At 70.6% G+C, this 15,231-nt stretch carries 12 protein-coding genes; 3 read left to right on the top strand and 9 right to left on the bottom strand.

What is annotated here, in order from left to right; translation table 11 throughout:
- The first annotated feature begins 1 nt into the window (after window position 1).
- Together xdhC and ABD241_RS06265 are read left to right on the top strand one after the other, a co-directional pair.
- A complete protein-coding gene (gene xdhC, locus ABD241_RS06260; RefSeq protein ID WP_344059579.1) occupies window positions 2–823 on the top strand; it encodes a xanthine dehydrogenase accessory protein XdhC in 822 nt (273 codons plus the stop codon).
- Entirely contained in the window at window positions 820–2,130 is a 1,311-nt protein-coding gene (locus ABD241_RS06265; RefSeq protein WP_344059581.1) for a guanine deaminase, read from the top strand. Before xdhC ends, ABD241_RS06265 begins: the two co-directional genes overlap by 4 nt.
- Window positions 2,131–2,133: 3 nt before the next feature.
- Here ABD241_RS06265 and ABD241_RS06270 read toward each other — a convergent pair whose 3' ends face one another.
- From ABD241_RS06270 to ABD241_RS06280, 3 genes are all read right to left on the bottom strand, one after another.
- Window positions 2,134–3,462, bottom strand: a complete 1,329-nt coding sequence (locus ABD241_RS06270; protein WP_344059583.1) for a nucleotide disphospho-sugar-binding domain-containing protein — start codon at window positions 3,460–3,462, stop codon at window positions 2,134–2,136.
- On the bottom strand, window positions 3,459–5,693 hold the full coding sequence (locus ABD241_RS06275) for a glycosyltransferase (protein WP_344059585.1): 2,235 nt from the start codon (window positions 5,691–5,693) through the stop codon (window positions 3,459–3,461). The genes ABD241_RS06270 and ABD241_RS06275 overlap by 4 nt, the downstream gene beginning before the upstream one ends.
- A 200-nt stretch (window positions 5,694–5,893) precedes the next feature.
- Window positions 5,894–6,322: a Crp/Fnr family transcriptional regulator gene (locus ABD241_RS06280; protein ID WP_344059587.1), complete on the bottom strand. Its 429-nt coding sequence runs from the start codon at window positions 6,320–6,322 to the stop codon at window positions 5,894–5,896.
- Between the two features lie 203 nt (window positions 6,323–6,525).
- Here ABD241_RS06280 and ABD241_RS06285 point away from each other — a divergent pair, with 203 nt between their 5' ends.
- The gene (locus ABD241_RS06285; protein ID WP_344059589.1) at window positions 6,526–8,277 is read left to right on the top strand and encodes a SulP family inorganic anion transporter; all 1,752 of its coding nucleotides are present in this window, start codon (window positions 6,526–6,528) and stop codon (window positions 8,275–8,277) included.
- Window positions 8,278–8,417: 140 nt separating this feature from the next.
- Here ABD241_RS06285 and ABD241_RS06290 read toward each other — a convergent pair whose 3' ends face one another.
- From ABD241_RS06290 to ABD241_RS06315, 6 genes are all read right to left on the bottom strand, one after another.
- The gene (locus ABD241_RS06290; protein ID WP_344059591.1) at window positions 8,418–8,768 is read right to left on the bottom strand and encodes a hypothetical protein; all 351 of its coding nucleotides are present in this window, start codon (window positions 8,766–8,768) and stop codon (window positions 8,418–8,420) included.
- Window positions 8,769–8,953: 185 nt separating this feature from the next.
- Window positions 8,954–11,170 carry an ABC transporter permease family protein gene (locus tag ABD241_RS06295; protein ID WP_344059593.1) on the bottom strand — a complete coding sequence of 739 codons (2,217 nt, stop codon included), beginning with the start codon at window positions 11,168–11,170 and terminating at the stop codon, window positions 8,954–8,956.
- Between the two features lie 71 nt (window positions 11,171–11,241).
- Window positions 11,242–11,910 (bottom strand): ABC transporter ATP-binding protein, encoded by a 669-nt coding sequence (locus ABD241_RS06300; RefSeq protein WP_344059595.1) that lies wholly within the window; start codon window positions 11,908–11,910, stop codon window positions 11,242–11,244.
- Window positions 11,911–11,942: 32 nt separating this feature from the next.
- Window positions 11,943–12,368 (bottom strand): hypothetical protein, encoded by a 426-nt coding sequence (locus ABD241_RS06305; protein ID WP_344059597.1) that lies wholly within the window; start codon window positions 12,366–12,368, stop codon window positions 11,943–11,945.
- A gap of 642 nt (window positions 12,369–13,010) precedes the next feature.
- On the bottom strand, window positions 13,011–14,546 hold the full coding sequence (locus ABD241_RS06310) for a DNA polymerase IV (RefSeq protein ID WP_344059599.1): 1,536 nt from the start codon (window positions 14,544–14,546) through the stop codon (window positions 13,011–13,013).
- 326 nt (window positions 14,547–14,872) lie between these two features.
- Window positions 14,873–15,184, bottom strand: coding sequence for a hypothetical protein (locus tag ABD241_RS06315; protein ID WP_344059601.1), 312 nt, complete (start codon window positions 15,182–15,184; stop codon window positions 14,873–14,875).
- Window positions 15,185–15,231: the final 47 nt, after the last annotated feature.

Below are 15,231 nucleotides of genomic sequence, written 5' to 3' on the forward strand. Positions count from 1 at the left end.
GGTGCACTGGCTCGCAGCGGTGCAGCGGCTCCGGGTGGACCGGGAGCCCGGAGTTCTCGTCACGCTCGTCGGCGTCCGCGGCCACGCACCCCGTGAGGCCGGCGCCAAGATGGTCGTGTCGACCGACCGCACGTGGGGCAGCATCGGCGGCGGCAACCTCGAGGAGACAGCCGTGGCACGCGCGCGTGCGATGCTCGTGAACGGCGACGAGGCTCCCGAGCAGCTCGGCCTGTCGCTCAACGAGCGGGCCCCCGTCGAGCACGGCCAGCAGTGCTGTGGCGGGGAGGTGTCGGTGCTCCTCGAGCCGCTCGCCGTCGTGCCGTCGGTGGCGATCTTCGGCATGGGGCACGTCGGCACGGAGCTGGCCCGCATCCTGAGCCGGCACGACCTCGAGCTGCACCTCGTCGACGGCCGCGCGGACCGCCTGACGCCAGAGCGTCTCGAGGTGCTGGCCGATGCAGTGGCCGGGGTGCACGTGCACCACGCGCCCGTGCCCGAGCTCGTGCTCGGGCAGGTCCCCCGGGGCACCCACGTGCTGGTCATGACCCACGACCACGCCGAGGACGTGGCGCTGTGCGACGCCGCACTGAGGTGCTCACACCTCGGGTCCGTGGGGTTGATCGGATCATCGGCGAAGTGGCGCCGGTTCGAGCAACGCCTTGCGGCCGAAGGGCATTCGGCGCACGACCTGGCCAGGATCAAGTCTCCCATCGGCGCGCCCGGGGTCGTCGGCAAGAGCCCCGCCGCGATCGCGGTGGCCGTGGCAGCCGACCTCCTCGGCGTTTTCGCCCGCGAACGAGCCGACCAGGACGCCCCGTCGTGACCCTGTTCCGGGGGCACGTCATCGACACGCCCACGAGCCCCTTCACCGGTGGCACCCTGCGGTCCCACGACGACTGCGGGCTGCTCGTCCGGCAGGGGGTCATCACGGCACGTGGACCGTTCGAGGCGGTGCGCTGCGAGCACCCCGACGAGCCCGTCCTGGACCTGCGTGAGGGCCTGCTGCTGCCCGGGATGGTCGACACGCACGTGCACTTCCCCCAGGTGCGCGTCATCGGCGGGCTGGGGCTGCCCCTGCTCGACTGGCTCGAGCGCTACGCCCTTCCCGAGGAGATGCGGCTGGCCGACGGGGACTACTCGAGGGGCGTCGCGCGCGACTTCGTCGCCGGCCTCGTGGACGCCGGCACCACGACGGCACTGGTCTTCGGCGCCCACTACGCCCCGGCTGTCGACTCGATGTTCGAGGCAGCCGACCAGTGGGGCCTGCGCGTCACGACCGGGCTCGTGACGTCGGACCGGCTCCTGCCGGAGCCGCTGCTCACCACGGGGGAGCGTGCCTACGCCGAGTCCCTCGACCTCGCGACGCGCTGGCACGGCAAGGGCCGCCTGCGGTATGCCGTGACGCCACGCTTCTCGCTCTCGGCGAGCGAGGCGGTGCTCGAGGCCTGCGCTGCGACCTTGTCCGAGGTGCCCGGATCGTGGTTCACCTCGCACGTCAACGAGAACCCGCACGAGATCCGTGAGGTCGCGGCGCTCTTCGACGGCGCCTCCTACGTCGACACCTACGACCGCTTCGGCCTCGTCACACCGCGATCCGTGCTGGCCCACGACGTGCACCCGACCGACGCCGAGCTGGCGACGCTCGCCGAGCGGGGCGCCGCCGTGGCGCACTGTCCCACGAGCAACGCAGCCCTGGGCAGCGGGCTGTTCCCGTTGCGCCGCCACGTGGAGGCCGGCGTGCGCGTCGGCCTGGGCTCCGACGTCGGGGCCGGAACCGGGTTCTCGCTGTTCAAGGAGGGGCTGCAGGCCTACTTCGTCCAGCAGCTCCTGGGCCCCGCGGGGCTGCCCCTGACCTCGGCCCACCTGCTCTGGCTGTGCACCGCGGCCGGCGCCGACGCGCTCGGACTGGGCGAGGAGGTGGGCGACCTGTCGGTCGGCAAGCAGTTCGACGCCCTCTGGTTGCTGCCCGAGGCCGGTGACCCGCTCGCGGTCGGACTGGCGAACGCCGCGTCACCCGACGACGCGCTCTCGAAGGTCTTCGCTCTCGGCACGACCTCGGACGTCGGCGGGGTGTGGGTCGGCGGAGACCAGATCGCCTCCGGTCGCTGGCGGCTCCCGCTCCACCCCTGACCGTCAGCCGGAGCTGGTCGTCTGCGTCACGGCCGCCCAGGCACGCCGCGGCCCGGGCCGTTCCCGCAGCGACGCGCTGAGCCCGTCCAGGGACGCGTTCTGGCCGGTGAGCCCGGCTCCACCGTCGAGGCCGAGGAGCAGCTCGGCGGCGCCGCGGATCTCTGCGGCACTCGCCTGGTTGGGGTCGAGCACCTCACCCAGACCACAGCGCTCGATGGCAGCAGCACCGGCGAACTGGTCCGTGGACAGGGGGAGCAGGAGCAGCGGGACTCCCGCCGTCAGTGCTTCGGTGACACTGTTGTTGCCACCGTGCGAGACCGCAAGAGCTGCGCGACGCAGGAGCGTCACCTGCGGCAGCGTCTCGCGCACCAGCCAGGAGCGCGGGAGCGGCCCGAGCAGGTCGCTGGGCGTCGAGCCGCTGGCCAGTGCGACGCGGACGTCGAGGCCGCGCAGTGCTTCGGCGATCCGTGCCAGCACGTCGGAGCGGGCGGAGAGGAAGCTGCCGAGGCTGACGTAGACGACCGGCTCGTCCCCCTGGTCCAGCCACCTCCCGACCTGCTCGTCGTGGGCCTCCTCACGGACCGCGGATCCGAGGAAGGTGTGGCGGGGGAGCAGGGACGTGCGCCGGGGCTCGTGCAGCTCTTCAGGGTAGTTGAGCAGAAGGACGTCACCGGTCTCGGCAAAGGCGTCGGTGCTCGATGCAGCACCGGGGGACAGCTGCGCGAGAGCGGCGTTCCACTGCGCGGTGAAGTCGTCGCGGACCCGCTCGGACAGTCCGCGCAGCTCCTCGAGCGCACCGGGGTCGGGCCCGAAGGCGCGCGGCCACGCGTCAGGGTAGCCATAGACCTCGTCCCCCACGCTGAGCGCCGACGGGTGGCCGAGGACGACGTCGGCGTGGCTGATGCCGCTGCTGGAGAGACCCAGCCGGGCGCCGAAGGCCAGGTGGTCGACGATGATCGTGTCAGGGCGTACGCGCTCGACGACGTCGTGGACAGCCCGTGCCACCCCCACCGCGTTCCACAGCAGGTCGTCGCCCCGGGCCCTCGCCTGGTAGGCGAGTGTCTCGACGGCACCGAGGCGCGTCGCCGCGAAGAACCCTCGCAGGGAGTCGTCCTCACCGGCCGGCTGCTCCTCGGCTCGGATCACGCCAGGGTTCGAGCCTCGGCCGAGCTGGAGGTGCTCCCGCTCGTAGCCGAACATCGACACCAGGGCATCGGTGGCGGCCCCGGTGGCGACCACGACGCGCTCGCCGGCGTCGCGCCAGGCCGTCGCGAGCGTGGCGAGGGGGTAGAGATGCGAGGCGTAGTCGGGGCTGATGACGAGCAGCGTCACGAGGCGCCCTCCATGGCGTCGTGCCGGACGGGACCGGCCGTGGTGCCCGTCGAGCCCCTGCCGCCAGTCCGTCCCGGCCTGCGTGGGGCTGCGACGCGCTGGTAGACCGCAGCGAGCGAGGCGGCCATGATGTCGATGCCGAACCGCGTGCGCACCATGTCCTGCGCCTGCCGCCCGCGGGCCTCGGCACCCGGCGCCGCGGCCAGGTCGAGCGCCGCGTGCATGGCTGCGGCCACGGCATACGGCGTGGAGGTGGCGGTCAGGATCCCGGTCTCACCGTGGGCGACGTAGGTCGCCGGTCCGCCACCCGCGGGCGCGACCACGACGAGGCCGACTGCCATCGCTTCGAGGATGGCGATGCCGAACTCCTCCTTGAGGCTCGCGCTGACGTAGATCCCGGGCAGTCCTCCCACGCCGGCGCGAGCCGCGCGCAGAGCGGCGAGCCAGGCGATGGTCGTGGCGTTGGGGCGGTGGCCCGCGAGCAGCAGCCCTCGCTCGGCCGCCTCGGCTGCCGGGACGACGGCATCGATGCGCGCCAGCTCGGCCGCCTCCTCATCGGTGGGGTGCTCGAGGTCTCCGCCGACGAGCAGCACGTTGCAGCGGTCGTGGAGGTCTGGGTCGTCCACCCAGCCGCGCACGAGGGTCGCCATCCCCTTCACGGCGTTCAGTCGGCCGACCGACACGGCGACCGGCAGACCCCTCCGAGCGGTCGGCAGTGTCGCGAGGAGGTCGTCGAGCTCGCGGAGTGCGACCGCGGCCGCGGAGCCGCGCACCGCCTCGTCGCGGACCTCCCGCACTGCCCGGCCGAGGGCCGACACGTCGACGCCCTCACCGACGACGGTGGCCCGTTCCGGGCGGTCCGAGAGGTCGAGGCCGAGGTAGCGCTGCAGGTCGCGCTCGACCTGCGGCCGCGGGAAGAGCGCGAGGTGGTCGGCTTTCTCGGTCAGGTCGAGCAGCAGGCGGTCGCGGAACCAGAGGTGCTCCACGAGGTCCGCCTCCCCGAAGCCGGACCGGGTCAGGGTCCCGGCCGTGTCGCGGGCCTCGATGAGGGCCTGCGGGTCCGGGGCCAGGGTGAGCACGACCGGGATGTCGAGCTCGCACGCGACCTCCGCCGCGGCCATCGACCCGACGTCGGCCATCCGGAGGTGGATGGCGTCGACGTGCCCCGCGGTCCGCAGCACCCTGCGTATGCCGCGTCGTGCGGAGACGCGGGCCGGCCAGGCCCGGGACACCCCGGAGGGAGCCCCCGTGAGCTGCACGCGGGCGTAGTGGTGGCCGGCGGTGAGCAGCTCCGAGCCCGGCGTCGGGCTGTCGAGCGACCGGATGCGCGCCAGCGGGAACTGCGCCGGGTCGGGACTGCCACCCGAGATGGTGAGAACGCGTCCGATGCGCGGCTGCCGACGCAGGAGTGCGTCGCCGAGGTGGACGAGCAGGGTGGCGATGCCCCCGGTGTCGCCCTGGCCCGAATGGTGCAGGCGGCCGTCGATGTCGGAGTGGAGGAACACCTGCGCCACGGTGAGGCCTCCCGGGGCGGGGACCGTCGGCGCGGGGCACAGGTCGTGGAGGGCGAGCCGCGCGGTCTGGGCCAGGGGACCCATGCTCCGGGTCAGGGCGACGAGGAGTGGTTCGGCACTACGGTCCGCCGCCGGACCGTCGCCCAGGGCGGCCAGCGCCGCCGCCCGGACGGGAAGGGCTTCGTCGTCGTCGGCGGCGTGGTCGAGCAGGGCCTGGGTCGTGGCTGCACCGGCCACCAGCCCGAGGGTCTCCACCAGACGCGCGCGGCCGACAGGGTCCGTGCAGGTCCGCAGCTCGCCGACCAGCGCGGCGCGCACCTCATCCGGCCCCTGGCTCGCCCACTGCTCGAGGGTGCGCTGGGCCAGCATCCCGGCGAACCCTCCCTCCCGGCATACGTCGGCCAGGACCGGAAGGGCTGCGCCGACCAGGGGTGTGTTGCGAAGAGCGTCGACGGCATGCTCGGCCACGTAGCGGCGCTCGCCGGACAGGAGGTCGGTGAGGACGCAGCCCGCTGACGGGTGGTCCATGGCGCCGAGGGCGTGAACTGCCGCGGTGGCGGTGAGCGGGTCGCTCGTGAGTGCTGCCGACCGAAGCGTCGACAGGGAGTCGTCCCCGGGGGCTGCCGCAGCGGCAGCCGCCAGGGCACGCGCCTCGCGCATGCCTTGAAGCAGAGTGGGAGCGGCCCTGACGGCAGCGAGCGCTGGGCCGACGTCCATGGCCACAACCCTAGGTTGCCTCATGCTTTCGCGTCGTGGCGCTGTACAGGGTTCCTCGAGATGGCAGGGTCGCCGGCGACTGAGCCGACGGTCGTCGAGCGCGTGTCGCGTCCCTTGCGATCCGACGGAAGCCGTTGTGGCTGCTGACGGTTGCCCGGTCGGCGGTCGAAGACGGCCCCTGCGAGACGGCTCATTCGACTTCAGCCGGTCGCACCCTCGCGGGCCGTGGCCTCGAGTTGACGGACCCGGGACACGAGACCCTTCAGCAGCAGGACGGCAGTGTGCGGATGCTGCTCCATCAGGTCGGTCATGGCCACGGGCGACAGGCGGAAGGCGCGAACGCCCGAGGGGCCGCTCGTGACGGTCGCCGAGCGCGGCGCGCCGTCGATGAGGGACATCTCCCCGAGGTAGTCACCGGCCGACAGGGTCCGCACGTGGCGGCCGTCCACCTCGACGTCCGCCGTCCCCTCGATCAGCATCAGCATGCCTGCCGAGTGCTCGCCCTGCTGGACCAGCACGGTGCCCGGCCCGACCTCGAGGGTCGAACCCCGGGCGACCATTTCCTCCACGAGGTCGTCGGGCAGCTCGCAGAACAGCTCGACGGCACACAGCGAGTCCTTCAGGTTCATGGTTCATCCCCACCTCATGGCCCGTCCGGGTCCGCACCTCGACGGTAGCCCGTTCGACCAGGCCACGCGTCGGCATCGCGCGAACCAGCGAGACCAACGGACGGCAGCGCTTGGACGTCTCATGCTTTGTGGATGGTGACCCTGCCCGGTCACCCGTCGTCCAATACGGGTGAGGCCGACGACGCCGCACAAGAGGTGAGGGGATGACGACGAACAGGCCCGGGCTGGACAGCAGCCCCCACCCCTCCGCGCATCACGCCCGGCGAGCAGTCCCGCCTGCCTTGCGTGCGTATCAGCGATCGTGGCTTCGACCGGATGTCGTCGCGGGGGTGACGCTGGCGGCCGTCGCCATACCCGAGACGATGGGCTACACGTCGATCGCGCGTGTCCCGGTTGTCACCGGCCTGTACACGATCCTGTTCCCGGCAATGGCCTTCGCTCTCGTGGGCTCCTCACGGCTGCTCGTGGTCGGGGCCGACTCGGCGACGGCCGCCATCCTCGCCTCCGGGCTTGCTGCCGTGGGCATCGCGGGTCTGGTGCCCGACTCGCCGCAATGGCTGGCCCTGACCTCCCTCGTGGCGCTCATGTGCGGGGCCTTGCTCCTCCTCGCCCGCCTGTTGCGACTGGGATTCCTGGGCGACTTCCTGTCCGCCTCGGTGCTGGTCGGCTTCCTCACCGGCGTCGGCATCCAGGTGCTCTCCGGCCAGATCCCCGACATGCTGGGCATCCCCAAGGGGAGCGGCGGCTGGTTCGAGCAGCAGTGGTACATGTTGACCCACCTGCCGCAGACCAACCTGCCGACCATGGCCTTCGCCGTCGGAACCCTGGCGCTCATCGTCGGCTTCCGGAAGTTCCTCCCTGCCGTCCCCGGCGCCATCATCGCAGTGGTCCTGTCCATCGCGCTCTCGGCCGCGTTCCAGGCGTCCACCCACGGCGTGGCGATCATCGGGACGGTCCAGGGCGGGTTCCCTCCGATCGGCCTGCCGTCCGGGGTCGGCTGGGCGGACGTGCCCGACCTCGTCACGGTCGCCGTCTCGTGCTTCGTCCTGATCATCGCCCAGAGCGCGGCCACCTCGAGAAGCTTCGGTGCCCGACACGGCGACCGCGTCGACATCAACCAGGACCTCGTGGGGCTGAGCGCGGCGAACCTCGCGGCCGGGCTCTCCGGGACGTTCGTGGTCAACGGGAGCCCTACCAAGACCCAGATCCTCGACGGGCAGCACGGCAAGTCGCAGGTCGCCAACCTGACGATGGCCGGCGTCGTCCTCGTCGTCCTGCTCTTCCTGACCGGGTTCCTGACCGACATGCCCAAGTCCGTGCTGGCTGCGATCGTCTTCGTCATCGGGATCGACCTCGTCGACGTCGAAGGCCTGCGCCGGGTGTGGGCCGCCCGCCGCAGCGAGTTCTACATCGCGGTGATCACCGCCGTGGTTGTCTTTGCCGTCGGCGTCGAGCAGGGCATCGTCCTGGCCATCGTGCTGTCCGTCATCGAGATGGTGCGCCGCCAGTACCGTCCCCGCCAGTTCGTGGTCAGCGTCACCCGGGACGGCCGCGAGACCTACGCCCGCGCCGAACCGGGCCTGCAGAGTGCGCCAGGCCTCCTCGTCTTCCGCTACGACGCCGACCTCTTCTACGCCAACGCGAACCAGTTCTCCGACGAGGTGCAACGACTGATCGTCGGCGCCCCGGATCCGGTTTCGTGGCTGATCCTGGACTGCTCGTCGATCCCCGACATCGACTACTCCGCCGCTGCCGCCCTCGAAGGGCTGATCACCTTCGTGCACACCCACGGCGCGACGTTCGCCCTGGCAGCGACCGACCCGAACCTACGTGCGAGCCTGTCCGCGATGGGCGTGCTGGCGCACCTGCATGAAGAGCACATCTTCGACTCCGTCGAGGACGCCGTCGACGCGTACCGGAATACCGCGAACGCGAAGAAACGGGGCGGCGCCTAGCGACCCTCGCCCGCGAGCGAGGTCGTAGTGAACCCTGCGACAGGCGCGCCCGGATGTCGCCCCGCCGTGCGCGGCGCCCCCATTCGCCCCCGGACCTGCTGCGCAATTGGACCGCCCCGCGCCACGTGTGTCTCGAACGTTCAGGCGCAGTTGGTCGCAGACGACGGCGGCTGGGCGAGCTTCTTGAACGACTCCTTGTGCCCGGCGTCATCGGTGAACGTCGCCAGGTCATCAGCAACGGTCACCCGACCAGGCTGACTCGGATTGCTCCAGCCGGCCGGCGGGTTGCCATCCCTGACCAAGGGGCCGCCCACTCGCTCGAACCAGTCGACCCCGACCTGCACGTAACGGATGCCACAGTGGGTGTAGAGGTCCACCGTCGTGCCTTCATCCGCCGACGGGATCGGCGACGGCTGCTCGGACGAACACCCCGCGAGGCCCAGAGCGAGGCCGCACATGGTGATCAGGACCAGCGCTCCAGTCGGTCGCATGGCTGTACCCCCGTCTCATCAAGCCGTGTGCAGCGAGCATCGTGCCGGAGGGACGCCTCGCGGCGGCGGTCGCCGCAATCGTGACGCGACCGCAACTCATGCTTAGCCATCCCCGGCCCGGCACGAGCGGACCTTTGGCGGTTCGTGAGCCCCTGCCGACGTCTCGTCCTGTACTGCGTTGGCGGCTATTCGCTCAGCAGCTGCAGTTCGAGAGGGCTCCGTCCCATGGCCCAGCCCACCGCAGCCGTCGTTCCCACCGCTCCGGCGGCAAGGCCGGTGATGGGTGCCCAGAATGTGAGGTCGCGCGCGTTGCCGGAGCCCCAGAACGCGAGGAATGCAATGCCGGCGGCTGCGATCGCGGGGACGGCCAACATGGTTCCGACAACAACTGGAAGGGCGGCTTGAACCATGTTGGCTCGGCGGGTGACGCCGGCGGGGACACCGATGGCGCGTTGCGCGACGAGGGTGCGTCGTCCTGCCCATCGGGCCTCGGCGAGGGCGAAGATGAAGGTGAGGATGCAGAGCAGGTAGGCCAAGGTCAGGGCGCCACGGAGAACGGCGGACTGCTCAACGTAACGGGCAAGGCTCAGAGGGTCTTTGGTGACTCTCTGGATGATGGCGTCGGGTGCGCGGTGCTGGAGTCGCGCTTGAACGGCGTCAGCCTCGTCAGTCGGCACTACGGCGGTGATGGAGGCATTGGGGGCTGTAGCGGCCCAGGGCGCTGTACCGGGCGGAATGACGACGGCCATCCCACCAACCCCGCCGATGGTGTCGCGGGGCGCCGGGAGGGTGATCGGTGACCTGCCAACCTGCGGTATGGAGATGGTTGCGCCCGCCTGAACGGTGCCGGTGGCGCCGTCCTGTCCGACGCGCACTGGCCCCGGGACACAGTGCGCCCCTGATTCGCTGTATGTGTGGACATAGCGCTCGCACGATGTCACGTAGATGGACACCTGTTGTCCGTCCCCGCGTTGGGTGCCGATGAGGAAGATCTCGGACGTGGCGGGCAGGTCAGCTGCGATGGCGCGACGTTGTTCGGGTGAGGCGTCGGCGAGGTCTACGTGCAGGACTGCGGTGTGAGGGTCGCCGACTGCATCGAGGTAGGTCGACCGCAGAAACGCTGAGGACAAGCCGACAGCCATCACGGTCGCGACGAGGGCTGCGAGCAGGCGCGCACTGAGCCTGCCGTTCGTTGCCGCCTGCCGTGCTCCGAGCCGAATGCTGAGGGGCACCCCCTTGGTCGAGATCCACTGGGCGAATCGCGTCACGAGACCCGGCAACGCGATGAGTAGACCGACCATGGTCGACAGGCAAGCGCCCAGGACAAGCTGGACGTGCGTTGAGGGGTCGAGTACCGGATCCTCGGGAGCCGCACCCAGTACCTTGAGCGCCACTATCGTCAGGAATGCGCCGCCCACCAGAGCGAGAGTCCCACCGACATACACGGGCCACGGTCGCGAACGCAGTACGTGTTCACCGGTTCGAAGATGGCGCAACATGCTGCGTCGTGCGACGACGGAGGTCAGGACACCACACGTGAGGAGGCACGCCGCGGCCAGGCCGGGGTTCAGTTCGGTATCCGACGAAAACCAGGTGACGCCAAGGACCCCCGTGGAGAGCCAAGGAGTGGCGAGCACGTGAACCCCGATGCCCGCCAGTGCGCCGAGCGTGGCGACGAGAGTGAGCTCACCGCTGAAGATGCGGGCACACCGATCCAACGACACCCCGATCAGCCGCAGCGAAGCGAGCCGAGCACGCCGGCTCGTGACCGAGAGCCGCGCGCACACCGACAAGAACAACAGGGCCGGCAGTGCCACGAGCAGCATCGCCTCCAGGCCCAAGGCGCTGGAGGCGCCACCGGAGAGGCTGCGATCACCAAAAGCGACGACCGTCGACCCAGGCCCTGACGGCGTGGCACTCCCACCGCCGGTCGCCTGCGTGAGCCCCGCCGCTGACGCCGGGGGAGCCGTTGTCGACGCCGGTGCCGCTGTCGAGCCCGTTGGTGACAGGCGGCTGTATGACACGAGTTCGTCGGGCCGCGCCAGCCCGTCGTCGGCGATCACCCCCTCGTCGACAGCTCCCAGCGCGAGAGCTCGTCGTGGATCGTCGGCAAGAAGTCGCAGTAGAGCGGGTGAGACCTTGGAGTGACCGGGTGCTGGGAGCGCTGTGAGGCCGGGCGGGATCGGGGACGAGGAGTCCCCGCCGCTGAGACGGATCTGGGCCCAGATGCCTTGGGTGGTCGCGGTCTGGGTGGTGGCGACCTCGAAGTGAGCGGTCTTGCTAGAGGCGTCGCCCCAAACGGGCATTCGCGATGCCTCGCGGTCGGCGCCGGAGCCGAGGGCGCGCGGCACCGTGACGGCGACCAGGAGGGCAGCCACCGACAGGGCGACACCAACGGCCATCGTCAGCAGCCGGGTGAGGTCTGATGCTCCAGCGCCGCGGACCAATCTCGCCGCGAGGCGCAGATTCGAGGTCAACGCGGCGCGCCCACAGAGACAGCGACCGGCGCCTCGTGGCCGTCGACGACCTCGACGACTCTGTCAGCCGCTGACGCGGCTACCGCGTCATGGGTCACCAACACCAACAGGGATCCCTCGGAAGCGCAGGATTCGATCAGCAACCGCAACACATGGTCACGGTTAGCGCTGTCCAGTGCCCCAGTGGGTTCATCCGCGAAGACGACGGCGGGCCTTGTGGCCATCGCCCTGGCGATGGCAGCGCGCTGGCGTTGGCCGCCGGAAACGGTGGCAGGTCTGCGTCGGGCGGCCTCGGCTATGCCGAGTCGTTCAGTCCATGACTGCGCCATCCGCAGGGATTCCCGGCGGCGACGCCCGTTGAGCTCGACCGGTAACGCGATGTTCTCCAGCAGACTGAGCTCCGAAATGAGCTCCGAGGACTGGAACACGAACCCGAACCGAGTCAACCGGATCTGGCTGCGCTGCTTGTCGCTCAGCCGGTAGAGGTCGCGGCCCATGAAATGAACCACTCCGCTGGTGGGCGCCTGCAAACCCGCCAAGCTACGCAACAGGGTGCTCTTGCCGGACCCAGAGGGGCCGACTATGGCCACCGCCTCGCCGGCATGGGCAGCAAAGCCCATGCCGGCGAGAGCGGCGTTGACGCCGTAGCTGACATGAAGGTCCACGGCGGCCAAGAGGGACTCGGGCACAGGCGACGTCAGCGGTTGTAGGTGCCGACTTGGCAGGACTGCCCGAGAACCGTTCGGTCGCGGCAGACCTGCGCCTTGCTGTATCGCACGTACCGGGCTGCCCCGTCGTAGAGAACCCTGTTGAAGGATGCGTTGGTGCGGGGGGCCGCCTTGGCCAGCTGGCTGTAGCCGTACCCCTCCACCTGCGCGTAGAAATAGGCGCTCTGCGCATCCGTCGTGCCGGTGTTCCTCAGCGTTCCGACGTATTGAATGCCGGTGCCTGTGTAGCTGGTGCCCGAGGGATGCACGTCGTAGTAGTACGAGCCACTGGCCGAAGCACCGGAGACGGCGAGGTTGAACGTCCCGGAAGTGGCGGCCATCGCCAACCCAGCCCCGAGAAGAATCGAAGCCACTGCGGTCGTCCCGACAGCGGCGGCGCGAGATTTCTTGCGCATGAGAACTCCTCTTTCAGTAGGAAGAGGACTGACAGCGGGATCCCCAATTGGTCAGCTTTCGACGCGCGCCAGCCGTGTTGCCCCTGACGGCCCAAACACCTCACGTGATCAGACCCAACCGTTCAGCCGTCGACGCACCAGCGCCGACGGGGGGAACGTATTGAACATATTGGTCAGCCACAACCCGAGGTGCACAAACCTGCAAGAGCGCGGCAGCAACGACCGCGCAGGGGGTGCTCAACGGAGCTCCTCACGAACAGCCTGTTCTCGGGGCGTGTGCACGCGGACGCGTGCGGCGCCATCCTGGACGCGGTCAAGGTCCGGCTTGCCCCTGTGGGTGGCCCGACTGGCCCGGGCCCGAGTCGTACGCGTACTACCGGCTCGCCGACGAGGTGGCCCGGCTCCGTCTCGTGCTCTTCCACCGGCTCGAGCCGCTGGAGGTCCGCGCCGCTGACAGCACGGGCCGCGTCGAGACGATCCACACCTCGACGAACCGGGACGTCGTCGCGTTGCGTGCCGCCGGGATGACCGGCTCAGGGCGGCCGAAGAGGTCGCCCTCCCGGACCCGTGTCGGCCGTTCGCGCGTCGGCGACGAGGCGCCGGTCCACGACATCGGGCAGCCGCCTCGCGAGGCAGGCGCAGTCAAGGTGCCGGGGGAGTTGCCCAGTTCGACAGCAGCATCGCGGTGATCGTCTCGACCTCACCCAGGTTGGCCAGTGATGCCAGCCGTAGTGGGGGGCACGGCTCCGGCGGGCTCACCCGCATCAACAGCTCGCGACGGATGTCGAACGTGCGCTCCGGTCCAGGCGGGGTGCCCGGGCCTTCAAACCGGACAATGACCACGCCGTCCTCGGACCGCATCACCCAGCCCGCACCGTGGTCTGGGTGCGAGACGTCCAGCCCGACTGCCACAGAGTGCAGAGTCAGCGGTGTCGGCAGGAGCTCCTCATCTGCGTCGTCCGGCTCCTCGTCCTCGGGAAGCAGGCCTGCGCCCTCGATGGTCGCGCCGGGGACGTGATTCTCTTCCACCTTCGGGACCGCAGCGTCCGGCTCCCCGGCGGCGAAGGGCGTCCCCGTGAGGACGCCCAGGGCGTTGAGGCCATCGACAGCAGGGCCGCCGGCTTCGGCCTCCGGCAGACGCAGCTGGGCCCAGTGGGTCAGCCCGGACAGGGACACACCGAGCAGGCGGACCGGCTCGACCGGGTTGGCCGCGGTGAGCGCCGCAGTGGCTGCGTCCCGGAGCTGGTCAGCCTCGGCCGTCGGGTGGGCCAGCGTGACCGAACGGGTCAGCGTGGTGAAGTCGGACAGGCGGACCTTGACCGTGACCGTCCGGGCGCCACCGCCGTGGCGCGCGAGCCGGCGTAGCGTCCGCGCCAGGACGTCCTCGAGTGCACCCGGCAGCTCCCACCGGAGCAGGTCCTGGGCATAGGTCCGTTCCGCACCGACACTCTTGGCCTCGCGCTCCACGACGACCGGGCGTGGGTCATCCCCGCGCGCGAGCCGGTACAGGTTCCACCCCGCCGCGTCTCCGAGAACGCGCACCAGGTCCTCCCGACCTGCCGCGCGCAGGTCGGCGACCGTGCGGATGCCCAGCGTGCGCAGGGTCGCCTCCGTGGCCGGGCCGACACCCCACAAGGCGCCCACTGGCTTGGGCATGAGGAACTCGTCCTCGTCCTCACCGGGCACGACGGTGAACCCGTGTGGCTTGTCCGCGTCGGAGGCCAGTTTCGCGATGAGCTTCGAGCGTCCCAGCCCGACGGAAACCACCAGGCCGGACCGGTTGTAGATGAGCCGGCGTGCGAGGTCAGCGGCCATGACCGGGTCGGCTGCGAACGGGCCCGCGGCCAGGTCGACGAACGCCTCGTCGAGGCTGACCGGCTGCACCAGCGGTGACAGCTGCCGCAACGTGTCCATGATGAGGGCGCTGTGCGCGGCGTAGGCGGGGAACCGCGGCGTGAGCACGGTCGCGCCCGGGCACAGGACCCGCGCCTGGGACATCGGCATCGCCGACCGGCACCCGAAGGCGCGCGCCTCGTAGCTGGCGGTCGCAACCACCCCTCGAGGACCGGTCCCGCCGACCAGAACCGGTGTGCCGGCCAGCGACGGCTTGTGCCGGGTCTCCACCGAGGCGAAGAACGAGTCGGCGTCGACGTGCATCACGCTCGCGTCCTCGCGCACCTGCTTCGCCTCCTCCCGAGCTCTCCCTTTGACGGCACCAGCCCCTCGTGGTTCGCCGCAGCCCTCACTGTGCCGCACGCCCACGCACCGACAGGGCCTACCCCCTCGAGCGCATCCGCCGGGGCGGCCCTGGTCGACTCCAAGCGGGAGGGATGTAAGGGCCAGCTCGGCGGACGAAGTCACGCACCGCGGGGTCGGGGTCACCGGGTCAGGGGCACGTGCGTGCGTTCGAACGTGCGGTCACTCTGGTCGTGAGCCAGGCCTACTCCGTCGAGGTCATGCTCGACGAGCGCTGACACCACCAGGACCGACTGATGCCCGGCCTGCTAGCGCGGCGAGTACCGCCGGCGGGCGGCGACGACGAGGATGAGGCCGATGATGGCGAGGACTGCTCCCACGCCGATCGCGACGATCCAGGCGACGGCCTTGCCTGCGGTCGACTTCGCCGGTGCGACGGCGACGAGGGAGCCCTCGGACGGGACCTTGACGGAGAAGACGCCGGACGTGCCGATGGCGAAGTGGGCGACCTCGGTCCAGGTTTTGCCGTCGGCGCCGGTGACCTGGACGGTCTCGGTGGTCGGGATGACGGTCAAGGCGTCGCCGGTGGGGGCGGTCACGGTGACGGCGTCGGCTGGCACGGTCGCGTTCCCCGATGCCGGGGTTCGCGTAGAGCGCGGGACGTGGT

Source organism: Terrabacter lapilli (assembly GCF_039531305.1).
Lineage (GTDB): Bacteria > Actinomycetota > Actinomycetes > Actinomycetales > Dermatophilaceae > Terrabacter > Terrabacter lapilli.

Excerpts from the sequence above, each read along its gene's own strand:
- ABD241_RS06280 (WP_344059587.1), bottom strand. The coding sequence starts at position 6,322 with ATGAACCTGAAGGACTCGCTGTGTGCCGTCGAGCTGTTCTGCGAGCTG.
- ABD241_RS06275 (WP_344059585.1), bottom strand. The coding sequence starts at position 5,693 with ATGGACGTCGGCCCAGCGCTCGCTGCCGTCAGGGCCGCTCCCACTCTG.
- ABD241_RS06285 (WP_344059589.1), top strand. The coding sequence starts at position 6,526 with ATGACGACGAACAGGCCCGGGCTGGACAGCAGCCCCCACCCCTCCGCG.
- ABD241_RS06290 (WP_344059591.1), bottom strand. The coding sequence starts at position 8,768 with ATGCGACCGACTGGAGCGCTGGTCCTGATCACCATGTGCGGCCTCGCT.
- ABD241_RS06305 (WP_344059597.1), bottom strand. The coding sequence starts at position 12,368 with ATGCGCAAGAAATCTCGCGCCGCCGCTGTCGGGACGACCGCAGTGGCT.
- ABD241_RS06295 (WP_344059593.1), bottom strand. The coding sequence starts at position 11,170 with ATGGCCGTTGGTGTCGCCCTGTCGGTGGCTGCCCTCCTGGTCGCCGTC.